This window comes from Pseudomonas sp. NPDC088429, assembly GCF_044753305.1.
Taxonomy (GTDB): Bacteria; Pseudomonadota; Gammaproteobacteria; order Pseudomonadales; family Pseudomonadaceae; genus Aquipseudomonas; species Aquipseudomonas rustica.
On record NZ_JBIVMX010000047.1, the window covers coordinates 19,255 to 44,426 of the forward strand.

At 58.9% G+C, this 25,172-nt stretch carries 21 protein-coding genes; 14 read left to right on the forward strand and 7 right to left on the reverse strand.

Annotated features, from left to right (window positions below):
* Nucleotides 1-404 precede the first annotated feature (404 nt).
* The 4 genes from peaA to peaD all read left to right on the forward strand — a co-directional run bounded on the left by peaA (nt 405) and on the right by peaD (nt 4,971).
* Nucleotides 405-1,985, forward strand: coding sequence for a quinohemoprotein amine dehydrogenase subunit alpha (peaA, locus tag ACIP66_RS20505; protein ID WP_400650415.1), 1,581 nt, complete (start codon nt 405-407; stop codon nt 1,983-1,985).
* An 82-nt stretch (nt 1,986-2,067) separates the two neighbouring features.
* The gene (gene peaB / locus ACIP66_RS20510) at nt 2,068-3,498 is read left to right on the forward strand and encodes a quinohemoprotein amine dehydrogenase maturation protein (protein ID WP_400650418.1); all 1,431 of its coding nucleotides are present in this window, start codon (nt 2,068-2,070) and stop codon (nt 3,496-3,498) included.
* Nucleotide 3,499: 1 nt separating this feature from the next.
* On the forward strand, nt 3,500-3,823 hold the full coding sequence (qhpC, locus tag ACIP66_RS20515; protein WP_064117830.1) for a quinohemoprotein amine dehydrogenase subunit gamma: 324 nt from the start codon (nt 3,500-3,502) through the stop codon (nt 3,821-3,823).
* Nucleotides 3,824-3,852: 29 nt separating this feature from the next.
* Nucleotides 3,853-4,971, forward strand: a complete 1,119-nt coding sequence (peaD, locus tag ACIP66_RS20520; protein WP_282357778.1) for a quinohemoprotein amine dehydrogenase subunit beta — start codon at nt 3,853-3,855, stop codon at nt 4,969-4,971.
* Between the two features lie 113 nt (nt 4,972-5,084).
* On the opposite strand, the gene ACIP66_RS20525 is transcribed toward peaD, so the two are convergent.
* Nucleotides 5,085-5,489, reverse strand: a complete 405-nt coding sequence (locus tag ACIP66_RS20525; RefSeq protein WP_400650421.1) for a lysozyme inhibitor LprI family protein — start codon at nt 5,487-5,489, stop codon at nt 5,085-5,087.
* Nucleotides 5,490-5,545: 56 nt separating this feature from the next.
* The gene (locus tag ACIP66_RS20530) at nt 5,546-6,466 is read right to left on the reverse strand and encodes an ADP-ribosylglycohydrolase family protein (RefSeq protein WP_400650424.1); all 921 of its coding nucleotides are present in this window, start codon (nt 6,464-6,466) and stop codon (nt 5,546-5,548) included.
* A gap of 186 nt (nt 6,467-6,652) precedes the next feature.
* On the opposite strand from ACIP66_RS20530, the gene ACIP66_RS20535 reads away from it, so the two are divergent.
* On the forward strand, nt 6,653-7,141 hold the full coding sequence (locus ACIP66_RS20535) for an SRPBCC family protein (RefSeq protein WP_212545619.1): 489 nt from the start codon (nt 6,653-6,655) through the stop codon (nt 7,139-7,141).
* Nucleotides 7,128-7,943, forward strand: a complete 816-nt coding sequence (locus ACIP66_RS20540; RefSeq protein ID WP_400650428.1) for an aminoglycoside phosphotransferase family protein — start codon at nt 7,128-7,130, stop codon at nt 7,941-7,943. The genes ACIP66_RS20535 and ACIP66_RS20540 overlap by 14 nt, the downstream gene beginning before the upstream one ends.
* Before the next feature lie 366 nt (nt 7,944-8,309).
* Here the strand turns inward: ACIP66_RS20540 and acnA are convergent, their stop codons facing one another.
* Complete coding sequence (acnA, locus tag ACIP66_RS20545) at nt 8,310-11,051, reverse strand: aconitate hydratase AcnA (RefSeq protein ID WP_053122114.1); 2,742 nt, start codon at nt 11,049-11,051, stop codon at nt 8,310-8,312.
* 222 nt (nt 11,052-11,273) lie between these two features.
* On the opposite strand from acnA, the gene rlmM reads away from it, so the two are divergent.
* Nucleotides 11,274-12,347, forward strand: coding sequence for a 23S rRNA (cytidine(2498)-2'-O)-methyltransferase RlmM (rlmM, locus tag ACIP66_RS20550; protein WP_400650430.1), 1,074 nt, complete (start codon nt 11,274-11,276; stop codon nt 12,345-12,347).
* 169 nt (nt 12,348-12,516) lie between these two features.
* Entirely contained in the window at nt 12,517-12,768 is a 252-nt protein-coding gene (gene tusA, locus ACIP66_RS20555; protein ID WP_025111044.1) for a sulfurtransferase TusA, read from the forward strand.
* 136 nt (nt 12,769-12,904) lie between these two features.
* Here the strand turns inward: tusA and ACIP66_RS20560 are convergent, their stop codons facing one another.
* Nucleotides 12,905-14,314, reverse strand: a complete 1,410-nt coding sequence (locus tag ACIP66_RS20560; protein WP_212551172.1) for an MATE family efflux transporter — start codon at nt 14,312-14,314, stop codon at nt 12,905-12,907.
* 207 nt (nt 14,315-14,521) lie between these two features.
* Between ACIP66_RS20560 and pdxB the strand changes: the two genes are divergently transcribed.
* Complete coding sequence (pdxB, locus tag ACIP66_RS20565; protein WP_400650433.1) at nt 14,522-15,664, forward strand: 4-phosphoerythronate dehydrogenase PdxB; 1,143 nt, start codon at nt 14,522-14,524, stop codon at nt 15,662-15,664.
* A 168-nt stretch (nt 15,665-15,832) separates the two neighbouring features.
* On the opposite strand, the gene ACIP66_RS20570 is transcribed toward pdxB, so the two are convergent.
* On the reverse strand, nt 15,833-16,012 hold the full coding sequence (locus ACIP66_RS20570) for a PA1571 family protein (RefSeq protein ID WP_053122106.1): 180 nt from the start codon (nt 16,010-16,012) through the stop codon (nt 15,833-15,835).
* 258 nt (nt 16,013-16,270) lie between these two features.
* On the opposite strand from ACIP66_RS20570, the gene ACIP66_RS20575 reads away from it, so the two are divergent.
* Together ACIP66_RS20575 and ACIP66_RS20580 are read left to right on the forward strand one after the other, a co-directional pair.
* The gene (locus ACIP66_RS20575; RefSeq protein WP_400650435.1) at nt 16,271-18,055 is read left to right on the forward strand and encodes an ABC transporter transmembrane domain-containing protein; all 1,785 of its coding nucleotides are present in this window, start codon (nt 16,271-16,273) and stop codon (nt 18,053-18,055) included.
* Between the two features lie 57 nt (nt 18,056-18,112).
* Entirely contained in the window at nt 18,113-19,141 is a 1,029-nt protein-coding gene (locus ACIP66_RS20580; RefSeq protein ID WP_400650437.1) for a Fic family protein, read from the forward strand.
* Between the two features lie 108 nt (nt 19,142-19,249).
* Here ACIP66_RS20580 and ACIP66_RS20585 read toward each other — a convergent pair whose 3' ends face one another.
* A complete protein-coding gene (locus tag ACIP66_RS20585) occupies nt 19,250-21,178 on the reverse strand; it encodes a transglycosylase SLT domain-containing protein (protein ID WP_053122100.1) in 1,929 nt (642 codons plus the stop codon).
* A gap of 214 nt (nt 21,179-21,392) precedes the next feature.
* Between ACIP66_RS20585 and ACIP66_RS20590 the strand changes: the two genes are divergently transcribed.
* Nucleotides 21,393-23,315: an ATP-binding cassette domain-containing protein gene (locus ACIP66_RS20590; RefSeq protein WP_053122098.1), complete on the forward strand. Its 1,923-nt coding sequence runs from the start codon at nt 21,393-21,395 to the stop codon at nt 23,313-23,315.
* Nucleotides 23,316-23,506: 191 nt separating this feature from the next.
* Here the strand turns inward: ACIP66_RS20590 and ACIP66_RS20595 are convergent, their stop codons facing one another.
* Nucleotides 23,507-23,944: a universal stress protein gene (locus ACIP66_RS20595; RefSeq protein ID WP_400650441.1), complete on the reverse strand. Its 438-nt coding sequence runs from the start codon at nt 23,942-23,944 to the stop codon at nt 23,507-23,509.
* A 102-nt stretch (nt 23,945-24,046) separates the two neighbouring features.
* Between ACIP66_RS20595 and ACIP66_RS20600 the strand changes: the two genes are divergently transcribed.
* Together ACIP66_RS20600 and ACIP66_RS20605 are read left to right on the forward strand one after the other, a co-directional pair.
* Entirely contained in the window at nt 24,047-24,484 is a 438-nt protein-coding gene (locus ACIP66_RS20600) for a hypothetical protein (RefSeq protein WP_159814295.1), read from the forward strand.
* A 528-nt stretch (nt 24,485-25,012) separates the two neighbouring features.
* Nucleotides 25,013-25,172, forward strand: a 160-nt coding sequence (locus ACIP66_RS20605; RefSeq protein ID WP_400650443.1) for a hypothetical protein, incomplete at its 3' end; no start/stop codon positions are given.

Sequence of the window (25,172 nt, forward strand, 5' to 3'; positions counted from 1 at the left end):
GAAATCGGCTCGAAGTCGCTTCCCGAAAATCCAAGGAGTCAGCGGCCAGAGATTACGCTCAACGACCATGCCAAAGGTGTTGCCAGTCCTGCGGGAAATACCAGTTTCACCCTGACAATTCCGTCCGCTGACCCAACGCACCCGACCCCGCGACAACTATGCTTGTCTCACACTGCAACAGTTGTCGCGAAATTGGACGCCAGTCGACATCCCCGCCACCCCTGCAACGCAGTGATCTTCACGTAAATGCTTGATTGAAAAGCTTATCCGCAAGCTGGCACGCTCCGTGTATTGCTCATCACAGACGTTTCTCTTGCCTCCGTCGGCGTGACACCGCTGACGGCAGAAACCATAAAAACGATAAGCGACAACAATAAGAAAGCACCGTGCGAGGTTCGACGTTGATGAAGAGAAGACTCCGATCAGGCATGAGCGCCAGCCTGCTGGCCGTGGCCGCTTGCGTGGCCCTGTATTCGCCGCACAGCCTGGCTGCCCGCGATGCCCAGACCATCCTGAAAGAAACCTGTCAGGGCTGCCACACCCCCGAGGCCGACAGCGCCCTGAGCCGCATCAGCCACCAGCGCAAGACCCCGGAAGGCTGGCTGATGAGCATCGCCCGCATGCAGACCATGCACGGTCTGCAGATCAGCGATGACGACCGCCGTACCCTGGTCAAATACCTGGCCGACACCCAAGGCCTGGCGCCAAGTGAAACTGATGGCGTGCGTTACGCGCTGGAGCGTCGGTTGAACACCGTCGAACAATTTGATGAAAAGACCGCGCAGATGTGCGGGCGCTGCCACTCCGGGGCGCGCATTGCCTTGCAACGGCGTCCGGCGCAGGAGTGGGAACGCTTGGTGAATTTCCACCTCGGTCAATGGCCGTCGCTGGAATATCAGGCCATGTCCCATGATCGCGACTGGTTCGATATTGCCCGCAAAGAGATGGTGCCGCTATTGGCCAAGCGTTATCCGCTGGACAATCCAGCGTGGCAGAAATGGCTGAAAACCGCGCCGAAAGCCGAAGCGTTGATCGGCGACTGGAGCTTCAGCGGTCACCTGCCGGGCAAGGGTGAAGTCGCTGGCCTGATGAGCGTATCTGCCGATGGCACCGACACTTTCAAGGTCAGCGTCAAAGGCCAATACGCCGATGGCAGCGCATTCAATGGCGACGGCAGCGCGATCCTCTACAGCGGCTACGAATGGCGCGGCAACGTCAGCGTCGATGGCGTGACCATGCGCCAGGTGTTCGCCGCGCAGGGCAATGCGATGCAAGGGCGCATGTTTGAGGCCGAGCACGATGAACGCGGTCTCGATTTCGTCGCCGCCAAACAAGGCTCGCAACGTTTGCTCGCCGTGCAGCCGGGTTACGTGAAGGTCGGCAGCGAAACCGAAGTGACCTTGATCGGCAGCGGTCTGAGCGGCAAACCGAACTTCGGCAAAGGCTTGGAAGTTGTCGAAGTCGTCGAGCAAAACGCCGAGAGAATCAGAGTCAAAATCAAAACCGCCGCCAATGCCCAACCGGGTCTGCGCGCCGTCAGCATTGGTGCGTTGAAAGGCCCGAGCCTGTCGGTTTACAACAGCATCGCCTCGGTCAAAGTCGTGCCGGAATTCTCCGTGGCGCGGATCGGTGAGGGCGGTGGTTCGACGCCGAAAGTCCAGGGCCGTTTCGACGCCGAAGCCTGGGGCAAGGGCGCCGATGGCAAGCCGTATCGCATCGGCGTGTTCCCGGCGCAGTGGAAGGTCGAAGCCTTCGACGATCGCGCCAAAGAGGATGAGGACGTCAAGTTTGCCGGCACCATGCAGGCCGACGCCGGCGTGTTCACACCGGGCGATGCCGGGCCGAATCCGGCGCGGAAAATGTCCACCAACAACGCCGGCAATCTCAAGGTGATCGCCGCCGTCGACGATGCGGGGAAATCCCTCACCGGCGAAGGCCATCTGATCGTCACCGTGCAACGCTGGAACAATCCACCCATTCCTTGAGTTGGCTTGAACGCACACGCTTCAGACACTTTTCGGAATGACCGCAAGCCACGCCAAGCGGGGCCTGCACAGGAGGTTTGCAATGGGCGCTATCTTGAATCTGGTTGAACGTAATCTGCACGAAGTGCACGTCGACGCCGACCGCATGCTGTTTCACATTCCCAGCAGTTCGCTGTTTGCTAGCGATGATCTGACCGGCACCATCATCGACACCTTGCGCGGCCCCGGCTGTTCTTCGGAAGACCTGATCGAACGCCTCGCCGCGCGCTTCAGCGGCGAGGAAATCAACGAGACCCTGCGCGAGCTGATCTCGCTGGAACTGGTCAGCGACGGTTCGCCACTGACCCCGGACATCGCGGCCAAACGCGTCGAGCGCACCGCGATCAACACCGTGGTGCTCAACGTCAACACCGGCTGCAACCTGAGCTGCACTTATTGCTACAAGGAAGACCTCGACAAGCCGTCCGCCGGCAAGAAAATGGACGTCGAAACCGCCATCGCTTCGGTGGAAATGCTCTTGCGTGAATCGCCGGATGAAGAGCGTTTCACCGTGGTGTTTTTCGGTGGCGAACCGCTGAGCAATCGCAAGCTGATCGAGTACATGGTCGACTACTGCGAGAAGCGTTTTCGCGAGGCCGGCAAGTTCGTCGAATTCGTCATGACCACCAACGCCACGCTGCTGACCGAAGACACCGTCGACTACCTCAACGCCCACCGCTTCGGCTTGTCGGTGAGCATCGACGGGCCGAAAACCGTGCACGACCGCAACCGCATCACTGTGGGCGGGCAGGGCACCTACGACGTGGTGCGACGTAAAGCCGAGATGCTCTTGTCGCGCTACAACAGCCGTCCGGTCGGTGCGCGCGTGACGCTGACCACTGGCGTCACCGACGTCGAAACAATCTGGGATCACCTTTTCAACGAGCTGGGTTTTGCCGAGGTCGGTTTTGCCCCGGTGACCTCCGGTGATATCAGCAGTTTCAACCTCAGCAGCGACGAACTGATTGAAGTCTTCGCCAGCATGAAGCGTCTCGGTCGACGTTATCTGGAAGCGGCGCTGGAGCACCGAAATATTGGCTTTTCCAACCTGCATCAGTTGATTACCGATATCCACGAAGGCCACAAAAAAGCCCTGCCGTGTGGCGCGGGACTGAAGATGTTGGCGGTTGATCACAAGGGCGAACTCAATTTGTGCCACCGCTTTACCGGCTCAACGCTGCCGACTTTCGGCAACGTGCACAGCGGCGTGAAACAGGTCGAATTGAACGACTTTCTGTCGCAGCGTCTGGATCGCAGCAACACCGGTTGTGAGGATTGCCAGATCCGCAACCTGTGCTCCGGCGGCTGCTACCACGAGAGTTACGCGCGCTACGGCGACCCGACTCACCCGACGTATCACTACTGCGAATTGATGCGCGACTGGGTCGACTTCGGCATCGAGGTCTACACCCGGATCATGGCCAATAACCCTGCGTTTATCAGCAGCTACATCACTCCGCGCAAGGCTCACTGATATGAAACATCTCAAGGCAATCAATAACAAAGCGTTGAAGCTCGATCAGGCCGCGGAGGAAAACCGCATCGAAGAAGTGGTGGCGATGAGTTCGGTGGCGGGCTGCGCATCGACCACTGATCCGGGTTGGGAAATCGATGCGTTTGGCGGCGTGTCGTCGCTGTGCCAGCCGATGGAAGCTGACCTGTATGGCTGCTCCGATCCGTGCTGGTGGCCGGCGCAGGTGCCGGACATGATGAGCACTTACCCGGACTGGAACAAGGATGCCCAGGCGTCCAACGACAACTGGCGCAACCTCGGCACGGTCTTCCCCAAAGACAAGTGATCGCCCCGGACAAGAAGAAGGATTCCAGTATGCGTAGCATCAAAGCCTGCGGCCTGGCCGCGTTCGCCGCGCTGAGCGTCTGCTCGTTCAGCGTTCTGGCCGATGAAAACACCGCGCTGCAAGACGGTCACGAGTACATGGTGACCACTAATTACCCAAACAACCTGCACGTCCTCGATCTGGCCACCGACAGTCTGTACAAGACCTGCAAGATGCCCGACGCGTTTGGCCCCGGCACCGTGCAGTTGTCACCGGATCGCAAGACCGCGTATGTGCTGAACAACCATTACGCCGACGTTTACGGTGTCGAGCTGGACAGTTGCAAACAGGTATTCCACGCCAGCATCACCCAGCAACCGGGGGAGAAGGCGCGCTCGATGTTCGCGTTCACCGTCAGCCACGACGGTAAAGAGCTGTACACCATTGCTAACCCGACGCAGATGCTCAACGACCGTTATGAGGTGAAACAGCCACGTCTGGATGTCTATGCGACCGATGCCGGGATGAATGCAAAACCAGTGCGCAGTTTCCCGGCGCCTCGGCAGTTGACCATCATGCAAAGTGGCGATGACGGCACGCTGTATGTCGCGGGTGCTGATGTTTACAAGGTCGATGTACAGAGCGGCAAGTTCGACGTATTGATCCCCAGTCGCCATTGGAAACGCGCGAACTACAGTGCGCCGGACGTTCTGTATGTGTGGAACCAGCAGACCTTCCGCCATGATTTTTCGCTGCTCTATACCACGGCGAAATTCAAGGACAAGAAGCAGGATCCAGCCACCGCCGAATATCTGTACGGACTGTTCAGCATCGACCTGAAAACCGGGAAGACCGAAACCACGGACTTCGGGCCGCTGACTGAAATCTACTTCAGCGGCATGCGCTCGCCGAAGGATCCGAACCTGATGTTTGGCGTGCTCAACCGGCTGGCCAAGTACGACATCAAACAGAAGAAACTCATCCAGGCGGCGACGCTGGAGCACTCCTATTACTGCATTTCGTTCAATAAGGAGGGCAGCAAGATCTATCTGGCCGGGACGTTTAATGACGTGGCGATTTTTGATGCCGAGACGATGAAACAGGTCGGGAGCATCAAATTGCCAGGGGGGGATATGGCGATTACCACGGCGCAGATATTTGTCCGATAATCGGCGGCGTCCGCACTGACGTCATCGCGAGCAGGCTCGCTCCCACATTGGAATGCATTTCAAGTGTGGGAGCGAGCCTGCTCGCGAAGAGGCCCTCACAACCGCCGCAAAACTCAGGCCCCCGGCACCGGGCAACTCATGTCACCTTCCTCGCACTTCAAATATTCTTTCAGCGCCTCAACCCGCACTTTGGTCACACTCGTCAGGCAATTGCTGTAAATCAACGGATAAACACTCCCGCCCGCGACCCCGGATGCCGAAAACTTGCACTCCGCATCACGGAACCCGACCCACGCCCGCTGCGCACTGACCAACAGCTTCTTGCCCTCAGGGTTGTCCTTCAAGCGCCCGGTAATCTGCTGAGACACCGCATTCAACTCTTTATCCGCCGCTTTGAAATCCTGCCCGGCGCACTGGTTCATCGTTGCCTGATCGCTGGCGTTGGCGCAGTCGACGGCGGCGTGGGCGAGGGAGGGGAATAGTAATGGCGTCAGGGCCAGCAACAGGCGTGGGGACATGAGGATTCTCGCTATGTCGATAGAAAGTGTCAGGCAGTGTAGCGACTACGCCGAGCCTATTCAGGCGTACGCAATCTGGAGGCGTCAAGCAATCGATCTGCAGTCGCCGCAATTTCGGCGCCGTCATGCAGTTTATCCAGCCAGTGTTCCGGGATACCACGCTCGCCGTAATAAGCACCGGCCAGTTGGCCGGTGATCGCGGCGGTGGTGTCGGCATCATCACCCAGATTGGCGGCCAGCAGAATCGCAGCGGCAAAGCTGTCGGTTTGCTGAAAGCACCACAGCGCCGCTTCCAGCGACTGCACGCTGTAGCCGCTGCCTTTTATGTCCGCGTGGGTTTTGCCAAGGTAATCCCCGCGAGCAATCGCAGCGACTTTGGGTTGCGAGAAATTGGCTGATGGCAGTTGGCGAAGCTCTGCCTTGGTTGCGCCTTCAAGAGACTTGGCAGTCAGCCCTGCCAATAATTGGCAACACTCGATGGCTTCAGCTGCGGCGTGGGTGGTTCGTGAACTGTCGGCGGCAAAGGTCTGGATCTGCTGGGCATCAGGAAAGTAAAACAGCACCACCGGTGCCAGACGCATTAGTGAGCCATTGCCGGCGCTGTACGGATCGGTTGAGCCCGCAAAGGGATCTGACGTCTGTTGGTATTGCTCCAGTGCCCGACTGACGGTCATCCCGATATCAAAACACTCACCAGTCGAACTCAGATAACCCCATTGCCACCAGTTGAGGTAGCGGCCCATTTGATCAGCAGCATTGAATCCGTTTTTGTTCAGCAGACTTTCCGCCAGACACAGCGCCATCGAAGTGTCATCAGTCCATTGCCCCGGTTTGAGCCGGAACGGGCCGCCTCCGATCATATCGGTCAACGGTTGGAATGATCCCCGCGGTTTGAACTCAACTGTAGTACCAACCGCGTCGCCGCAAGCCAGGCCGAGCAGGGCGCCGCGATAACGTTCGGCGAGAGAAGGCTGCATGATACGTCCTTGTGTGGTTCGATCTCGCTGGAAACGGTAACAGCTTGGCCGTCGTAACGGTGGCTGGATCCACGCAATCAGCGGGCGGGAATTGCAGCCGGATGTTTCTCTTTTGCACCGGTTTGATACAACTTCACATTGGACATGTGGTCATACAAGCCTAGTGTTCAGAACAGGAGGTGACGTATGAAACCAGTACCCAATAGTTTCGAACGCAAGATTTCGCTGAAGGCGCCGCGTTCTCATGTCTGGCGTGCATTGGTCGACGCCGAGGCGTTTGGCCAGTGGTTTGGCGTGGCGCTGGAGGGCAGGCGGTTTATTGCCGGTGAATGGACGCAAGGGCAGGTCACGTATCCGGGTTATGAACACGTGTTGTGGAATGTGCTGATCGAGCGGGTCGAGCCGCAGCAGTTGTTCTCGTTTCGCTGGCACCCGTATGCGGTGAATCCGAAGATCGACTATTCCCAGGAACCGACCACATTGGTCAGGTTCGAGCTGCAGGATTACGAAGACGGCACACTGCTCAAGGTTTCCGAGTCAGGTTTCGCGCATATCCCCGATATTCGCCAGAAAGAGGCTTATTTCATGGACAGCCGCGGCTGGGAGGAGCAACTGAGCCGACTTGAACAGTTCCTGACCGAAAGTGCCAAGGCCCGAGCGCGTGACGGTGGCTGACATTTTCCAACCGTGGCTGCAGCGTTGGTCATTGGTGTCGGACGGCGAGCCGATCATCACTCTCGGCAGCCGTTTACTGCCGGTGCGCCAAGGCAACACCCCGGCGATGCTCAAAGTGGCGATGGACGCCGATGAAAAAATCGGCAACCAACTGATGTCCTGGTGGGACGGCAATGGCGCCGCGCAGGTGCTGGCGCATCACGAGGATGGCTTGCTGATGGAGCGGGCCATGGGCCGGCGTTCGCTGATGCACATGGCGCTGAATGGCGAGGACGACGAGGCAAGCCGGATTCTGTGTGCGGCGCTGGCGCGGCTGCATGCACCGCGCGCGACGCCACCGCCGCCGTTGGTGGAGCTGGGGCCGTGGTTTGCTTCGCTGCGAATCGCTGCGGCCCAGCATGGCGGTCTCTACGGCTTAAGCCTGGAAACGGCGGAAACATTGCTCGCCAATCCGCACGACGTGGTGGTGTTGCACGGCGACATGCATCACGACAATGTGCTGGATTTCGGTGAGCGTGGCTGGTTGGCCATCGACCCGAAGCGGGTCACGGGCGAGCGCGGTTTTGACTACGCCAATTTGATTTGCAATCCCGATCTGCCCTCAGCCACCAATCCCCAACGTTTCCGCGGACAGCTTGAGGTGATAACCGACGCCGCCGGGCTGGATCGCCAAAGACTGCTGCAATGGGTGCTGGCGTTCGCCGGATTATCCGCCGCATGGTTTTTGGAAGATGACGCACTCGAGCAGGCCTCTGGGCAGCTGAAAGTTGCGCAGATCGCCGCTTCCATGCTCGACGCCTGACACGTCTAAGGGTTTTCGGAAGGGTCGCTATGGCGAATGTCCTACACGCGATGGTAGCTATGTCGACTATTGCCGATTGGATCCCACGGTTAATCTAGCCACATCAACTGAGACACAGGGAGTGTTTCAGGATCACGGATGATCGACCATTTGCAAGGATCGCTGCCGACAGGGAGTCGATAATGGTCTTGGGAAAAACCCGCTTCGGCGGGTTTTTTTTTGCCTCTGGAAAATCACAGGAATTTGTGGCGAATGACATTGTGGTGAGGGGATTTATCCCCGATGGGTTGCGAAGCGACCCCCAAAAGAAGGGCCTGCTGCGCAGTCCATCGGGGATAAATCCCCTCGCCACAGGTATAGCGTCAATCAGGAAGCGATGAGTTGGCGCAGCACGTAATGCAGGATCCCTCCTGATTTGAAGTACTCCACCTCATTCAACGTATCGATCCGGCACAGCACCTCGATTTTCTCCTGACGCCCATCTTCGCGGGTGATTACCAATGGCAAATTCATCCGCGGTGTCAGTTCAACCCCGGTCAAACCCTTGATCTCAAACGTCTCCTTGCCCGTCAGATTCAGGCTCTTGCGGTTCTGATCGAGCTTGAACTGCAACGGCAACACGCCCATGCCCACCAGGTTGGAACGGTGAATCCGTTCAAAACTCTCGGCAATCACCGCTTTCACGCCCAGCAGATTCGTACCCTTGGCCGCCCAGTCACGACTTGAACCGGTGCCATATTCCTGCCCGGCAATCACCACCAGCGGCGTGCCCGAAGCCTGATATTTCATGGCCGCGTCGTAGATCGCCAGTTTCTCGCCGGTCGGAATGTAGATGGTGTTGCCACCTTCTTCACCGCCAAGCATCTCGTTACGAATACGGATGTTGGCGAAGGTGCCGCGCATCATCACTTCGTGATTGCCGCGGCGTGAGCCGTAGGAGTTGAAGTCCCGCGGTTCCACGCCTTTTTCACGAAGATACTCGCCGGCGGGGCTGTCAGCCTTGATGTTGCCGGCGGGGGAGATGTGGTCGGTGGTCACCGAGTCGCCGAGCAAGGCCAGAACGCGAGCGCCTTTGACGTCTTTGATTTCCGGCAACGGCCCGGAAATATCGTCGAAAAACGGTGGATGCTGGATATAAGTCGAATCGTCCTGCCAAACATAGGTGGCGGCTTGCGGCACCTCGATGGCTTGCCATTGCTCATCACCGGCGAACACCTCGGCGTATTCCTTGTGAAACATCGCGGTGTTGACCTGGCTGACCGCGTCGGCGATTTCTTTGCTGCTTGGCCAGATATCGCGCAAGTACACCGGATTGCCTTGCTTGTCCTCGCCCAGCGGTTCGCTGCTGATGTCGCTGCGCACGCTGCCGGCCAAGGCATAGGCGACCACCAGCGGCGGCGAGGCCAGCCAGTTGGTTTTCACCAATGGATGCACACGACCTTCAAAGTTGCGGTTGCCGGACAGCACCGAGGCAACGGTGAGATCGGCTTTCTGGATGGCTTTTTCAATCGGCTCGGGCAACGGCCCGGAGTTGCCGATGCAGGTGGTGCAGCCGTAGCCGACCAGCGAAAACCCGAGCTGGTCGAGGTATTGCGTCAGCCCGGCAGCCTTGTAGTAGTCGGTAACCACTTTCGAGCCCGGCGCCAGCGAACTCTTCACCCATGGCTTGCGGGTCAGGCCTTTTTCCACGGCTTTTTTCGCCAGCAGACCGGCCGCCATCATCACGCTCGGGTTGGAGGTGTTGGTGCAGGAGGTTATTGCCGCGATCACCACCGCACCGTTTTTCAGACGATAGGTGTGCCCTTCGTATTCATATTCGGTTTCGCCAACCAGATCGGCATTGCCCACCGCCACGCCACCACCGCCCTCACTTTCCAGGCGTCCTTCATCTTTACTGGTAGGTTTGAATTGCAGATCGATGAAGTCGCTGAAGGCTTGCGGCACATTGGGCAGCGACACGCGATCCTGCGGACGTTTCGGCCCGGCCAGACTCGCTTCGACGCTGCCCATGTCCAGCGCCAGGCTATCGGTGAACACCGGTTCCTGACCGGGCAGACGCCACAGGCCCTGAGCCTTGGTATACGCCTCGACCAGTTTCACCGTTTCCGGCGGACGCCCGGACAAACGCAGATATTCCAGCGTCACGTCGTCGACCGGGAAGAAACCGCACGTCGCGCCGTATTCCGGGGCCATGTTGGCGATAGTCGCGCGGTCAGCCAGCGGTAGGTCAGCGAGGCCGTCGCCATAGAATTCGACGAATTTGCCGACAACGCCTTTCTTGCGCAGCATCTGCGTAACCGTCAGCACCAGGTCAGTGGCGGTGATGCCTTCTTTTAGTTTGCCGGTCAGTTTGAAGCCGATCACTTCCGGAATCAGCATCGACACCGGTTGCCCGAGCATCGCTGCTTCCGCCTCGATCCCGCCGACGCCCCAGCCGAGTACGCCGAGGCCGTTGATCATGGTGGTGTGGGAGTCGGTGCCGACCAGGGTGTCGGGGAACGCATAGGTGCGGCCGTCTTCATCCTTTGTCCACACGGTGCGGCCGAGGTATTCAAGGTTGACCTGGTGGCAGATGCCGGTGCCCGGCGGGACTACGCTGAAGTTGTCGAAGGCGCTCTGGCCCCAGCGGAGAAAGGCGTAACGCTCGCCGTTGCGCTGCATTTCGATATCGACGTTCTGCTCGAACGCGCTGGGCGTGGCGAATTTGTCGACCATCACCGAGTGGTCAATCACCAGATCCACCGGTGACAGCGGGTTGATTCGCTGCGGGTCGCCGCCGGCCTTGGCCATCGCCGCGCGCATGGCGGCGAGGTCGACCACGGCGGGAACCCCGGTAAAGTCTTGCATCAATACGCGGGCAGGGCGGTACTGGATTTCCCGATCGGAGCGACGCTCCTTGAGCCACGCGGCAATCGCCTTGAGGTCAGCGCCGGTGACAGTTTTTTCATCTTCCCAGCGCAGCAGGTTTTCCAGCAGGACTTTCAACGACATCGGCAACTTGTCCAGATCGCCCAGGCTTTTGGCGGCATCCGGCAGGCTGAAATAGTGGTAGGTCTTTTGGTCAATCTGCAGTGTTTTGAGGGTCTTCAGACTATCGAGGGACGGCATTACGATCACTCCTTTGAATCCGCACGGCTACGGATTGAGGGGACGGGCAGAGCTATCAACGTAGCCCTGTTTTCATTAGCTGGCTAATAACTGGACTCTATGGGCAAGTCCAAGGTTCCGACATCGGCTATCATGCGCCGGTTTTCGTGACAGGCTTTGCTTCAACGCAAGGCTTGAGCATCGCGCAGGGGCCGAATGATCGCCCGCTGCCCAGGAGTAAGAATGAACACCCTATTCATGCATTGCCGGCCAGGCTTCGAAGGCGAAGTCTGTTCGGAAATTTCCGACCTCGCCGCCCAGCTCAACGTGGCCGGTTACGCCAAGGCCAAAGCGGCCACTGCCTGCGCCGAGTTTGTCTGCACCGAAGAAGACGGCGCCGAGCGCCTGATGCGCGGCCAACGTTTCGCCGAGCTGATCTTCCCGCGCCAATGGGCGCGCGGCGTATTTATCGATCTGCCGGAAACCGACCGCATCAGCGTAATCCTCGCGCACATGGCCGAGTTCCCGGTGTGCGGCAGCCTGTGGCTGGAGGTCGTCGACACTAACGACGGCAAGGAACTGTCGAACTTCTGCAAGAAATTCGAAGGCCCGCTGCGGAAGGCGCTGACCGGCGCCGGCAAACTGGTCGACGACGCCAGTAAGCCGCGCCTGCTGCTGACTTTCAAAAGTGGCCGAGAAGTGTTTCTGGGTATGGCGGACGCTGGCAACTCGGCGATGTGGCCAATGGGCATTCCGCGCCTGAAGTTTCCGCGCGAGGCACCAAGCCGTTCGACGTTGAAGCTGGAAGAAGCCTGGCACCACTTTATCCCGCGTGATCAGTGGGAAGATCGTCTGCACAGTGACATGACCGGCGTCGACCTTGGCGCAGCGCCGGGCGGCTGGACCTGGCAACTGGTCAATCGCGGCATGCTGGTGACGGCGATCGACAACGGCCCGATGGCGGAAAGCCTGATGGACACCGGTCTGGTGCAGCATTTGATGGCCGACGGTTTCACCTTCAAGCCCAAGCAACCGGTGGACTGGATGGTCTGCGACATCGTCGAAAAGCCTGCGCGTAACGCAGCGATGCTCGAAGAGTGGATCGGCGAGGGGCATTGCCGCGAGGCGGTGGTCAACCTGAAGTTGCCGATGAAGCAGCGTTATGCCGAAGTGAAGCGTTTGCTTGAGCGCATCGCCGATGGCTTCAAAGCGCGCGGGATCAAGGTCGATATCGGCTGCAAACAGCTGTACCACGACCGTGAAGAAGTGACCTGCCACCTGCGCCGTCACGACATCAAGAAACCAAAATCCCGCTGATTCTCCCTGTAGGAGCTGCCGAAGGCTGCGATCTTTTGATCTTGTTTTTGAAGATCCAGATCAAAAGATCGCAGCCTTCGGCAGCTCCTACATAGGATGCGGTTTAACGCTATAGATGACCGAACACCCGGCATTGCGCGACAATGCCGGCCAGTTTCAGGAGTAAATCATGAGTGAAATGATCGATACCCCGGTCGACGGCACCCTCGACGCCACCGGCCTTAACTGCCCGGAACCGGTAATGATGTTGCACCAGCACATCCGTGACCTGGTGCCCGGCGGCCTGCTCAAGGTGATTGCCACCGATCCGTCGACCCGTCGCGACATCCCCAAGTTCTGCGTGTTTCTCGACCATGAACTGGTCGGCCAACACGAAGAGGCCGGCACGTATCTGTACTGGATCCGCAAGAAACACGCGTAACCGCCAGGCAAACGCAAAACCAAATGTGGGAGCGAGCCTGCTCGCGAAAGCGGTATATCAGTCACTATGGATGGCGACTGATACAACGCATTCGCGAGCAGGCTCGCTCCCACATTTTTTTGTCTCGAGTCAGGCCTTAACCTGCCGAACGACTGATCCGAATACGCTTGCGCGCACTGCGCGTCAGGCGGATCGACAGCATCAACGCCGCGCAGCTCAGGCCAACGATCAAACCCTGCCACAACCCACTCGGGCCACGTGGCTCGCCGAGCCAGTCGGTCAGGCCGAGGGCGTAACCCACCGGCAAACCAATGCCCCAATACGCAAACAGCGTCAGAATCATCGTCACCCGGGTGTCCTGATAACCGCGCAGCGCACCGGCGGCAGTAACCTGAATCGCATCGGAAAACTGGAACAGCGCCGAGTACACAATCAGCATCGCCGCGATGTGAATCACCGTCGGGTCGGCGGTATAGATCGCCGCAATTGGCTCGCGCAGCAACAGCATCATGCTCGCCGACAGGCAGGCGTAGGCCAGCGCCGTGCCCATGCCGACGCCAGCAGCAAAACGCGCTTCACGCGGCTCTTCACGGCCCAATGCCTGACCGACCCGTACAGTCACGGCCATGCCCAGCGAATACGGAATCATGAACACCAGCGAGCTGACGTTCAGCGCAATCTGATGCCCGGCCACCACCGTGGCGCCGAGGCTGCCGATCAACAGAGCGATCACCGCAAAGATGCTCGATTCGGCAAACACCGCAATGCCAATCGGCAAACCAATCGCCAGTAAACGCTTGATCACCGCCCACTGCGGCCAGTCGAAACGGCTGAACAGTTCGCTCGAACGATAGGCCGGCGCCCAGCGCTCATAACCGGCCAGACCCAGCGCCATCACCCACATCACGATTGCCGTGGCCCAGCCGCAGCCGACGCCGCCCATCGCTGGCACGCCGAAGTGGCCATAGATGAAGATGTAGTTCAGCGGAATATTCAGCGCCAGACCGCACAGACCCAGCACCATCGCCGGGCGGGTTCGGCCGATGCCGTCACTGGTGCAACGCAGCACGTGATAAAACGCCACGGCCGGCAAACCACTGGCGATGCCGTGCAGGTATTGCATGCACGGGCCGATCAGCTCGGGATCGACCTTCATCAGGTGCAGCACCGGTTCGGCGGCCACCAGCATCGCGGTCGCGATCAGGCCAACCACCAACGCCAGCCACAACGCCTGACGCACGATCGGGCCGATCTCGCTGTGCTTGCCGGCGCCGTAGCGCTGGGCGACTTTCGGCGTGGTGGCGAGCAGGGTGCCGGTCATTAACAGAAACACCGGCACCCAGATCGAGTTGCCCAGTGCCACTGCTGCCAGATCCTTGGGCCCGACGCGCCCGGCCATCACCGCATCGACGAAGCCCATGGCCGTGGTCGCCAGCTGCGCGATGATGATCGGCAGCGCGAGGGCGAGCAGGTTTTTGAACTCCAGACGAATCCGCGCGGGGCGGGTCAGGGAGACGGCGACAGGTTGGTCAGTTACAGAATTCACAGGCAAAGCGTCCACAAAGGTTGATGCGCAAGGCGCCGCATTCTACGCCGCTGACGTTACAGTCAGGAAAAATCCTCTGTTGCGGATTTGTAATCGGGTAGGAGCTGCCGCAGGCTGCGATCTTTGGATTTTTAAGATCACCATCAAAAGATCGCAGCCTGCGGCAGCTCCTACAGTTAAACTGCCGATCCGCCCAAGGAGCCCGCCATGCTGATTGTTGCCGACGAAAATATCCCGCTGCTCGATGCCTTTTTTGCCGGTTTCGGCGAAATCCGCCGGGTGCCGGGCCGTTCCATTGACCGTGCGACGGTCGAGCAGGCCGATGTGTTGCTGGTTCGTTCGGTGACCAACGTCAACCGTGCGCTGCTTGAAGGCAGCAAAGTGCGTTTTGTCGGCACTTGCACCATCGGCACCGATCATCTGGATCTGGAGTATTTCAACGAGGCCGGTATCACCTGGTCGAGCGCACCCGGCTGCAATGCCCGGGGCGTGGTCGACTATGTGCTCGGCAGCCTTATGACCCTCGCCGAAATCGAGGGTGTCGATCTGACTAAACGCACTTACGGGGTGATCGGCGCTGGCGAGGTTGGCGGTCGCCTGATCAATGTCCTCAAGGGCTTGGGCTGGAACGTCAAAGTCTGCGATCCGCCGCGTCAGGCAGCAGAGGGCGGCGATTACGTCAGCCTCGAACAGATCATCGAGCAGTGCGACGTGATCAGCCTGCACACTCCGTTGACCCGCAGCGGTGACGGCGCGACCTGGCATCTGTTCGATCAGCAGCGTTTACAGCAACTCAAACCCGGTGCCTGGCTGATCAACGCCGCGCGCGGCCCGGTCGTGGATAACGCGGCCCTGCGCGAAGTGCTGCTGGAACGTGAAGACCTGCAAGCAGTGCTGGATGTCTGGGAAGCAGAACCAGAAGTCGATGTCGAACTGGCCGAACTCTGCGTGCTGGCAACGCCGCACATTGCCGGTTACAGCCTTGATGGCAAGCAACGCGGCACCGCACAGATCTATCAGGCGTACTGCGAGTTCATCGGCCAGCCTGCGAACATTCAGCTCAGCGACTTGCTGCCGGCACCGTGGTTGTCGGAAGTTTCCCTGCACGCTGACAGCGATCCGGCGTGGGCGCTGGCGATGTTGTGCCGTGGCGTGTACGACCCGCGCCGCGATGATGCGGATTTCCGCCGCAGCCTTGTAGGCAACGTCGCTGAGCAGCGTGCGGCGTTTGATGTGTTGCGCAAACAGTATCCGGTGCGACGCGAGATTGAAGGGCTGAAAGTGCGGATTGAAGGGGCGTCGCCAGTGTTGCGGCAGATTGTGGCGGCGCTGGGTGCTGTTTCGGTTTAGAACCGAGGTGGCCCATTCGCGAGCAGGCTCGCTCCCACAAGAGATCTTCAATGGATAACAGATCCTGTGGGAGCGAGCCTGCTCGCGAAGGCCGCACCACAAATCCCATGCTTGCAGCCAGAAAAAACCCGGCCAAAATGGGGCCGGGTCAGGAAGACGGTGGCTATATCACTCTTGTTCGGCAGGCTTGACCAATCGCTTCTCCAGTTCGCTGCACGCTTGCTGGATCATGTCTTCAGTGATCGGTACTTCACGCCCATCCTTATCAATAATCGAGCAACCCAGAGGTTGGCCGGGCTTGGTGCGGATCACTTCAATCTTGTCATCGCTGCTGTGTTGCAAGGACATGGCCTGTCTCCTCATCAGGTTATTCGCCAAGGTTAAAACTGCCACGTGACCGGGCTGTTACAACGCCCTGCGGTCTGTCGGCGGCGGCATCTCCACTCAAACAGAAATGACCGCTCGTCTCAACCCGAACTTTAGACCAATAGCCTCTAGGGGCTAGTCGTCACGGGCATATTTAACCTGACTCATTGTGATTTACAGAGTTCCACCCCATTTCAATGACTAGGCTGGCCCTATTCATCTGCGCAGATGTGAACCCGAATGATCTCGATGCTTTCCTCCCGACACCGGCGCGCCCTGCGTCTGACCAGCCATTTTCTCCTGCCCTATCGTTGGCAGGCCTTTGGCGCGCTGCTCGCATTGATCGTCACCGCCGGCATTACCTTGTCGATGGGGCAGGGCATAAAGCTGTTGGTCGATCAGGGTTTCATGACCCAGTCGCCGCATTTGCTCAACCAGTCGATTGGCCTGTTCATGCTGTTGGTGGTCGGACTGGCGATCGGCACCTTTGCCCGGTTTTATTGGGTGTCGTGGATTGGTGAGCGGGTTGTCGCGGACATTCGTCGACAGGTGTTCAACCACTTGGTGTACCTGCATCCAGGGTTTTACGAAGACAACCGCAGCTCGGAAATCCAGTCGCGCCTTACCGCGGACACGACATTGCTGCAGTCGGTGATCGGTTCGTCGCTGTCGCTGTTTCTGCGCAATCTGCTGATGGTCATCGGTGGCGTCGTGCTGCTGTTCATCACCAACCCCAAACTCACCAGCATCGTGGTGATCGCGCTGCCGCTTGTAGTCGCGCCAATCCTGATTTTCGGCCGCCGTGTGCGCAATCTGTCGCGCCAGAGTCAGGATCGCATTGCCGACATTGGCAGTTACGTCTCCGAAACCCTTGGCCAGATTAAAACCGTGCAGGCCTACAACCATCAGGTGCAGGACGAGCATCGCTTTGCCTCGACGGTCGAGCAGGCTTTTGAAACCGCGCGTAAACGCATCTTCCAGCGTGCGTGGCTGATTACCCTGGTGATCGTGCTAGTGCTGGGCGCGGTCGCGGTGATGTTATGGGTCGGCGGCATGGACGTGATCGCCGGGCGAATTTCGGCGGGTGAACTGGCGGCGTTTGTGTTCTACAGCCTGATCGTCGGCAGTGCTTTCGGCACATTGAGCGAAGTGATCGGCGAGCTGCAACGCGCTGCTGGCGCTGCCGAACGCATCGCCGAACTGCTGCGCTCGGAAAATATCATCCAGCCGCCCACCTCCGGGTTGGTGACGTTGCCTGAGCGCGTGCGCGGCGAGCTGGAGCTGCGGGATGTGCGTTTTTCCTACCCGTCGCGTCCAGAAAGTTACGCCGTCGATGGCTTGAATCTGACCGTCCGCGCGGGCGAAACCCTGGCGCTGGTAGGGCCGTCCGGCGCCGGGAAATCCACGGTGTACGATTTGTTGCTGCGATTTTACGACCCGCGCGAAGGACAAATTCTCCTCGATGGCGTGCCCTTGACCCGCCTCGATCCTTTGGATTTGCGCCGCTGCTTCGCCCTCGTCTCGCAAACGCCCGCGCTGTTCTTTGGCAGCGTCGAGGAAAACATTCGTTACGGCTGCCCGACGGCCACACTGGAGCAGGTCAAGGAGGCCGCGCGAATCGCCCACGCCCACGATTTCATCGAACAAATGCCTGACGGCTACCAAACCCACTTGGGCGACGGCGGCCTCGGCCTCTCCGGCGGCCAACGCCAACGTCTGGCCATCGCCCGGGCGCTGCTGGTGGACGCGCCAATCCTGCTGCTTGACGAAGCCACCAGCGCCCTCGACGCGCAAAGCGAACACTTGATCCAGCAAGCCTTGCCGAGCCTGATGCACAACCGCACGACGCTGGTGATTGCGCACCGTTTGGCCACAGTGAAAAACGCCGACCGGATCGCCGTGATGGATCAGGGCAAATTGGTTGCGGTGGGGACACATCAGGAATTGGTTGCCAGTAATCCGCTGTATGCACGGCTGGCGGCGTTGCAGTTTAGTGATGGTCAGGAAACGTCTAAACAACACTGATGAACTACGCCCGTATCGGGCATTATGGCGACCTGTATGGAATGCCTGGATGAGGACATGAGTCGTTACCAACCGCCATTGACCCTGACCACTCGAATGATTGCTTTGATCGCTGACATCAGCGAGCAAATCGGTCAGCTTTCGGCTTTGGACGATGGCCTTCAGACGCCTCAACTGCGGCGTGGCAATCGGATCCGTTCGATTCAGGCTTCGTTGGCGATTGAAAACAACACGTTGAGTGTTGATCAGGTAACAGCCGTCCTCGACGGTCGTCGGGTGCTTGGATTACCCAAGGAAATCCAGGAAGTACGTAACGCTTTTACGGCCTATGAAGCCATGCAGCAGTGGCAGCCCGGTAACAGGGCTGACTTGCTTCGCGCGCATGAGCTATTGATGCATGGACTTATTGATGAATGCGGGCACTTTCGCCGAGCGGGTGTAGGCATTTATCGCGGTGATCAACTGGTTCATATGGCACCGCCGCCGAGCCGGATATCGTCTTTGATGGATGATTTGCTGGCTTGGCTGCAGGGCTCTGACTGGCATCCGTTGATTATCAGTTGTGTCTTTCACTATGAATTCGAATTCATTCACCCCTTTGCCGATGGTAACGGGCGGATGGGGCGGCTTTGGCAAACCTTGATTCTCAGTCAGTGGCGACCGGTGCTGGCTTATTTGCCAGTTGAGGCGGTAATCAGAGATCAGCAAGATGCTTATTATGCAGCGTTGTCAGCGGCGGATCGGATGGCCGAATCGACACCCTTCGTCGAGTACATGCTTCAAGCCTTAAGTCTTGCGCTGCAAGAAGCAATCAGCAATGAGCCTTCAACCGACCAAGTAACCGACCAAGTAACCGACCAAGTAGCGATGTTGCTCGGCGTATTTGATGGGGCTGATCAACTGAGCGTAAACGAGCTCATGAGTAGCCTCGGGCTGGCTCACAAGGCAACCTTTCGCGCGAACTATCTCAAACCCGCACTGGCTATTAAATTGATTGAAATGACCGACCCCGATTCGCCCAGGAGCCCAGTACAAAAGTATCGCCTGACTGAACGGGGTAAAACGACAGCCTCCACATTCCTGTAGGAGCTGCCGCAGGCTGCGATCTTTTGATCTAAAAATGCCCGCATGAAAATGCGGGCATTTTATTTGGAGCAAGATCTAAAGATCGCAGCCTTCGGCAGCTCCTACAGTTCATTGGTCGTCGAAGTAGCGCTCATGCCAATCCACAAGCGGCTGTGGCGAGTTGAGTTTCTGGCCGTAGATCACCGAGTACGACAGTACGTTTTGCACGTACTGGCGGGTTTCGTCGAATGGGATGCTTTCCACCCAGACGTCGAAGCTCAGGTGATCGGCGCCGCGCAACCACTGGCGCACACGACCGGGGCCGGCGTTGTAGGCGGCGGAGGCGAGGACGCGGTTGCCGTTGAACTGGCTGTGCACCTGGCTTAGATAAGCTGCGCCGAGCTGGATGTTTTTATCCGGATCGAGCACTTGCTGTGGCGAGGCCAGCGGAATGCTGAACTTGCGCGCAGTTTCCTTGGCGGTGGCGGGCATCAGTTGCATCAGGCCGCTGGCGCCGACGCCGGAGCGGGCGTCGTCCATGAAGGCGCTTTCCTGGCGAGTGATCGCGAACACCCAGCTAGAATGCAGGCCACGCACCTTGGCTTCACGCACGAGAGTTTCGCGGTGGGCCATCGGGAAGCGGATGTCCAGGTCGTCCCAATACTGCGCCTGACTGATGGTGCGGATCGCCGGGAAATACCATTTCAGGTCATAAGCCAGTTTTGCCTGCGCGACCATTTCGTCACGATTGAAATGACGGCTGACGTGGTACCACTCGCGGCGACCGTCGACGATCTGCCCGCGCGCATGGAATTCCAGCGCACGGCGTACGCCAGGCGTGTTGCGAACCTTGTTGATCAGCGCCTGGCTCAGCACCAGCGGCTTGTTGTTCAACGAATACGGCGATTGCGAGCGGTCGGCGGCGAGGAAACCGTAGAAGTCACGTTCACGCGCCAGATTTTTGTACAGGGTCTGTGCTTCCGGGTTCTGCGGTTGCGCCAGTTCCAGACTGCGCGCCTGCCAGTAACGCCAGCGGTTGGTGGTGGCGAGATCCTGCGGCAGACGCTTGGTCAGTTGGTAAGCATCGTCCCAACGCGCCAGACGCAACAGCAGACGCAAACGCCATTCGGACACGGTGTTGTCACGCAGTTCCGGGTCGTATTTGGTCATCACGTCCAGCGCGCGGCTGTCGAAACGCCGGGCCAGGGTCAGGCCGATTTCCCGGGCGATCGCGACTTTTTCATCACGGGAGAAATGCATGCTGCTGGCGTAACCGTCGAGCAGCGCCATGGCCTTGTCTGGATCCTGACGGGCGAGGCGGCGCAGGCCGAGGCTGACCACGTCGGACATTGGCTCATCCGCCGGAGTAAAGCGCGACGGTTGGTTGAGCAACTCGGGTTTCTGCGCGACATCGACCAGCAACCGACCGCGCGGGGCGAGGGTGGTCAGGCCGTTAACGAGGCTGTTGGCGAGCGGATAGTTGCGCGCCTGAGCGGCGAGTTTGGTGCGCTCCCAGCGTTTCTGTTCGGTCAACTGGCCGTCAGCGGCCCAGATGCCGAACAGCGCGTCACACGCGGCGGGCTGCGATTTGCCGGTAAGCCAGAGCTTGTCGGCATTGGCATAACCTTCGGATTTTTTGTCGTGGGTGATCTGGTACTGCGCATTCAGGCAGTCCAGTTCGGTGAAGTTGAGCTTCGGGTCGTAGTACTTGACGAAGGTCGCCCAGTCGCCACGGTCGGCAAGCCAGCGCAACCAGCGCAGCTTCATCCAGTTGGCCTGGGGCAGGTCACCGTGCTCGGCGAGGAATTTCTCGATTTCCTCGTTGCTTGCGCTTTTCAGGCGCGCGGTCAATTCGTCGTAAGCCAGATACGGTTCCAGCGGATAATCGGCCAGGGCCTGGCTGTAACGGAAATACGGGCCGGTGTCGCCTTTGGCCAAGGCGCGCTTGGCTTCATCGTAATACTGGCGTTGGGTGGACAGATCCACCGCCTGGGCGGATTGAACGGCAGCGGCGGTAAGTAGCAAGCAGGACAAAACACTGAAAAGGCGACTGCGCATGAGACATCCGGGCAGAGAAATCATGACAAGTGCCGACCTCGGTCAGCACTGAATTGTCTGTAGCTTAGCCTTTTGCCAGCGAGCGGCGAAAGCTTTGCGGGCCTCGCAGCACAAGTTCGCAACAATTGTTGTGCAGAGTGCTTCGACAGACAAATTGCCGGCCTGCTGGAGTCCTAAGTCAGGTAGAATGCGCGCCCGGTTTTTGGAGAAGCTCATGACCCTGCTCAAATTCAGCGATGTGTCCCTTGCGTTCGGCGCTATGCCGTTGTTGGACAAGGTGTCCTGGCAGATCGCCCGTGGTGAGCGGGTGTGCATCATCGGCCGCAACGGCACAGGCAAGTCCAGCATGATGAAGCTGGTCAAGGGCGATCAAAAGCCTGATGACGGCTCCGTGTGGCGTGCCCCCGGTCTGAAAATCGGCGAATTGCCGCAAGAATTGCCAGTGGCCGACGATCGGACGGTGTTCGACGTGGTCGCTGAAGGCCTGGATGGTGTGGGCGCATTGCTCGCCGAGTACCATCATTTGGCGCAGAACTGCGTCACTGAAGAAGACCTGAACAAGCTGATGCACGTTCAGCAAGACCTCGAAGCCCGTGATGGCTGGCGCTTGCAGACATTGGTCGACAGCACCCTGAGCCGCCTGCAACTGCCGGCCGACAAGACCCTCGCCCAGTTGTCCGGCGGCTGGCGTCGTCGCGTGCTGCTGGCGCAGGCGCTGGTGTCCGAACCGGATCTGCTGCTGCTCGACGAACCGACCAACCACCTGGACATCGGTGCGATTGCCTGGCTCGAAGAAGCGCTGAAAGATTTCCAGGGCGCCGTGCTGTTCATCACGCACGACCGTTCCTTCCTGCAAAACCTTGCCACGCGCATCCTCGAACTGGATCGCGGCGGCCTGATCGACTGGAACGGCGACTACGCCAGTTTCCTCGTGCACAAAGAAGCCGCGCTGGCCGCTGAAGAAACCGCCAACGCGCTGTTCGACAAGAAACTGGCCCAGGAAGAAGTCTGGATCCGCCAGGGCATCAAGGCGCGCCGCACCCGTAACGAAGGCCGCGTCCGCGCCCTGAAAGCTTTGCGCGTTGAGCGCAGTGAGCGTCGTGAGCGCACCGGCAAGGCCAATATTCAGTTGGACACTGCCGACAAGTCCGGCAAGCAGGTGATGGTGCTCGAGAACGTGAGTTTCGCTCACCCGGGCGGCCCGTTTCTGATCAAGGATTTTTCGATGGTGCTGACGCGCGGCGACCGTATCGGTCTGCTCGGCGCCAACGGTACCGGCAAGACCACGCTGCTAAAACTGATGCTCAGCGGTTTGCAACCGACCAGCGGCAAAGTGGAAGAGGGCACGCGGATCGACGTGGCCTACTTCGATCAGTTGCGTCATCAACTGGATCTGGAAAAAACCGTTATCGACAACGTTGCCGAAGGTCGCGACTTCATTGATATCGACGGCCAGAGCCGCCACGTGCTGAGTTATCTCGGCGACTTCCTGTTCAGCCCGCAGCGTGCTCGCACGCCGGTCAAGGCGCTGTCGGGCGGTGAGCGTGCGCGTCTGTTGCTGGCCAAACTGTTCAGCAAACCAGCCAACCTGCTGGTGCTCGACGAACCGACCAACGACCTCGACGTGGAAACGCTGGAGCTGCTTGAAGAAGTGCTGCTGACGTTCAACGGCACCGTGCTGATGGTCAGCCACGACCGGGCATTCCTCGACAACGTGGTCACCAGCACCCTGGTCTTCGAAGGTGAAGGCAAGGTGCGTGAATACGTCGGTGGCTATCAGGACTGGATCCGTCAGGGCGGCTCGCCGCGTCTGCTGGGCGTGACTGAAAGCAAATCCGGCAAGGCTGACCTGAATTCGGCAGTGGTAACGGCTGAGCCTGCTGCGGTGGCTGAACCTGCCGCTACCGCCCCGGCGGCCAAGAAAAAGCTGAGCTACAAGCTGCAGCGCGAGCTGGAAGCGTTGCCGGGCGATATCGACGCCAAAGAGCAGCAGATCGCTGCGGTGGAAGCTGAAATGGCGGATGCCGGTTTCTATCAGCGTCCTGCGGCTGAGACGGCCAAGGTGATTGCTTCTTTGGAGCAGTTGCACGCTGAGCTGGATGCGTTGATGGAGCGTTGGGCCGAGCTGGATGCCTGATTGATCCCGTAACAAAAAAGCCCGGCGCTCAGTGATGAGCGCCGGGCTTTTCATATGTAATGCGAACTATCGATATACGCAGATCAAATGTGGGAGCGAGCCTGCTCGCGAATGCGGTGTGTCAGGCAGCATTAGTGCTGAATGTGTCGACGCCTTCGCGAGCAGGCTCGCTCCCACAATGGTCAGGTGTTTCAGCGTTTAACCAGGTGGACAGCGAGCACATCGCAAGGCGCACCGTGCAGTACGTCGTTCGCAGTGGAGCCGAGCAACAAGGCCAGGCCATGACGACCATGGCTGCCAACCACAATCAGATCGCATTGCTGTTCCTTGGCGAAGTGGTGGATTTCCTGACGTGGCTGGCCATAGGTCAAATGGCAGTTGGCGCCTTCGAGCTCGGAGTATTTGAGCTTCAGGCGCTCCAGGCGCTCCTTGGCCTGATCGAACTGCTGTTGTTGCAGTTGTGACAGATCCATCGGCACGTCGCCGCCGAACGCCATGGCCATTGGTTCGACAATATGCACCAGCGACAGCTTGGCGCCGTTGCTCACCGATAGCTCACGGGCGCGGTGAATCACAGGGTCGCACTCTTCAGTCAGATCTGCGGCGACCAGGATATGGGTGTAGGGCATGAGGTGCTCCTCGTGACGGTTCAATATTGTTAAGTATGGCTGGTTTCAAGCGCATTGGTTCCGAAGTGGAGCAATGGCTCATCAAAAATCGGGAGTAGAGATATGACGGTCTGGTTGGTGGTGTCAATCCTGTTGGTGGTTTTGAGTCCGCTGGCGTGGTTGCGTCCATCGCGTGCGCAAAGCGGTCGCATCGCCCTGCGCATGGAGGCGCGCCGCATCGGTCTGGCCATGCAACTGGCGCCTCAGGAGTGGCCACACTGGATGGCGCAAGAGCCGCCGAGCCCGTGCGCGCAATATCATCGGCCGCGCCGTAGCAAGCAGCCGGCGTGCTGGACGTATTGGCAGAAATCGCCGGGTGCGTGGGTCAATCAGTGGCAGGAAGCCTGCGAAGATCCGGCGCTGCTTAATCATTTCGAAAAGTTGCCAGGCAACGTTTTCAAAGTCGAAGCCGACAAGCAGATGATCGCCTTGTATTGGGGTGAGAAGGGCGAAGCCTCGGTTTTGCTGGATATCGACGCGACTCTGAAAGCGCTGGCATGACGCGCGGACTTTTCCCACTGCAACGGTGGGGATCGTCCGGCAGACGCGCATTAAAAAGCCCGACATGATTCATCGGGCTGGGTTGGCCAGGCAGGCCGGTAAATCTTTTTACAACGAATCTCGCTTGCAGCGCTCAGCGCTTTTCCCTGTAGTCCAGCCAGCGTAGCCTGTTAAACAAGGCTCGGCGCTAATTAGGGCGACTTTTCTAACTATTGATTCTATGAATGGCTTCTCATGCAGGCGCGTGTTGCCGGTCTGCGTGGTGCGGAAATGACGGCAAAGTCGCATTTCAACCCGTATTTTGGGCGATTGACAATTGTCGGAAATTCCGTGAAGGTGACGTACCCAAATCAAACGGGCGTATGAATTGAGCGTTTGTCTTACTGACCGCTCCTACAGAATCCCGACTATCGCGTTGGCGGGTGTGCCGGGTGAATGGGTATCAGCAGTGACGAAGAAGCGTCCTGCCAAACCATTCGCTTGCGTCCGACGTGTACTGTTCAGCTTCCATATCGTGGAGATCAGTTGATGATTTACGAAGGTAAAGCCATCACGGTTAAAGCTCTTGAAAGTGGCATCGTCGAATTGAAATTCGACCTCAAGGGTGAGTCCGTCAACCAGTTCAACCGTCTTACCCTGAACGTCGTGCGTCAGCGCCGGTGCCGGTCTGGCGCTGAGGCCACGCATG

Excerpts from the sequence above, each read along its gene's own strand:
- peaA (WP_400650415.1), top strand. The coding sequence starts at position 405 with ATGAAGAGAAGACTCCGATCAGGCATGAGCGCCAGCCTGCTGGCCGTG.
- peaB (WP_400650418.1), top strand. The coding sequence starts at position 2,068 with ATGGGCGCTATCTTGAATCTGGTTGAACGTAATCTGCACGAAGTGCAC.
- qhpC (WP_064117830.1), top strand. The coding sequence starts at position 3,500 with ATGAAACATCTCAAGGCAATCAATAACAAAGCGTTGAAGCTCGATCAG.
- peaD (WP_282357778.1), top strand. The coding sequence starts at position 3,853 with ATGCGTAGCATCAAAGCCTGCGGCCTGGCCGCGTTCGCCGCGCTGAGC.
- ACIP66_RS20525 (WP_400650421.1), bottom strand. The coding sequence starts at position 5,489 with ATGTCCCCACGCCTGTTGCTGGCCCTGACGCCATTACTATTCCCCTCC.
- ACIP66_RS20530 (WP_400650424.1), bottom strand. The coding sequence starts at position 6,466 with ATGCAGCCTTCTCTCGCCGAACGTTATCGCGGCGCCCTGCTCGGCCTG.
- ACIP66_RS20535 (WP_212545619.1), top strand. The coding sequence starts at position 6,653 with ATGAAACCAGTACCCAATAGTTTCGAACGCAAGATTTCGCTGAAGGCG.
- acnA (WP_053122114.1), bottom strand. The coding sequence starts at position 11,051 with ATGCCGTCCCTCGATAGTCTGAAGACCCTCAAAACACTGCAGATTGAC.
- rlmM (WP_400650430.1), top strand. The coding sequence starts at position 11,274 with ATGAACACCCTATTCATGCATTGCCGGCCAGGCTTCGAAGGCGAAGTC.
- tusA (WP_025111044.1), top strand. The coding sequence starts at position 12,517 with ATGAGTGAAATGATCGATACCCCGGTCGACGGCACCCTCGACGCCACC.
- pdxB (WP_400650433.1), top strand. The coding sequence starts at position 14,522 with ATGCTGATTGTTGCCGACGAAAATATCCCGCTGCTCGATGCCTTTTTT.
- ACIP66_RS20570 (WP_053122106.1), bottom strand. The coding sequence starts at position 16,012 with ATGTCCTTGCAACACAGCAGCGATGACAAGATTGAAGTGATCCGCACC.
- ACIP66_RS20575 (WP_400650435.1), top strand. The coding sequence starts at position 16,271 with ATGATCTCGATGCTTTCCTCCCGACACCGGCGCGCCCTGCGTCTGACC.
- ACIP66_RS20580 (WP_400650437.1), top strand. The coding sequence starts at position 18,113 with ATGAGTCGTTACCAACCGCCATTGACCCTGACCACTCGAATGATTGCT.
- ACIP66_RS20585 (WP_053122100.1), bottom strand. The coding sequence starts at position 21,178 with ATGCGCAGTCGCCTTTTCAGTGTTTTGTCCTGCTTGCTACTTACCGCC.
- ACIP66_RS20590 (WP_053122098.1), top strand. The coding sequence starts at position 21,393 with ATGACCCTGCTCAAATTCAGCGATGTGTCCCTTGCGTTCGGCGCTATG.
- ACIP66_RS20595 (WP_400650441.1), bottom strand. The coding sequence starts at position 23,944 with ATGCCCTACACCCATATCCTGGTCGCCGCAGATCTGACTGAAGAGTGC.
- ACIP66_RS20600 (WP_159814295.1), top strand. The coding sequence starts at position 24,047 with ATGACGGTCTGGTTGGTGGTGTCAATCCTGTTGGTGGTTTTGAGTCCG.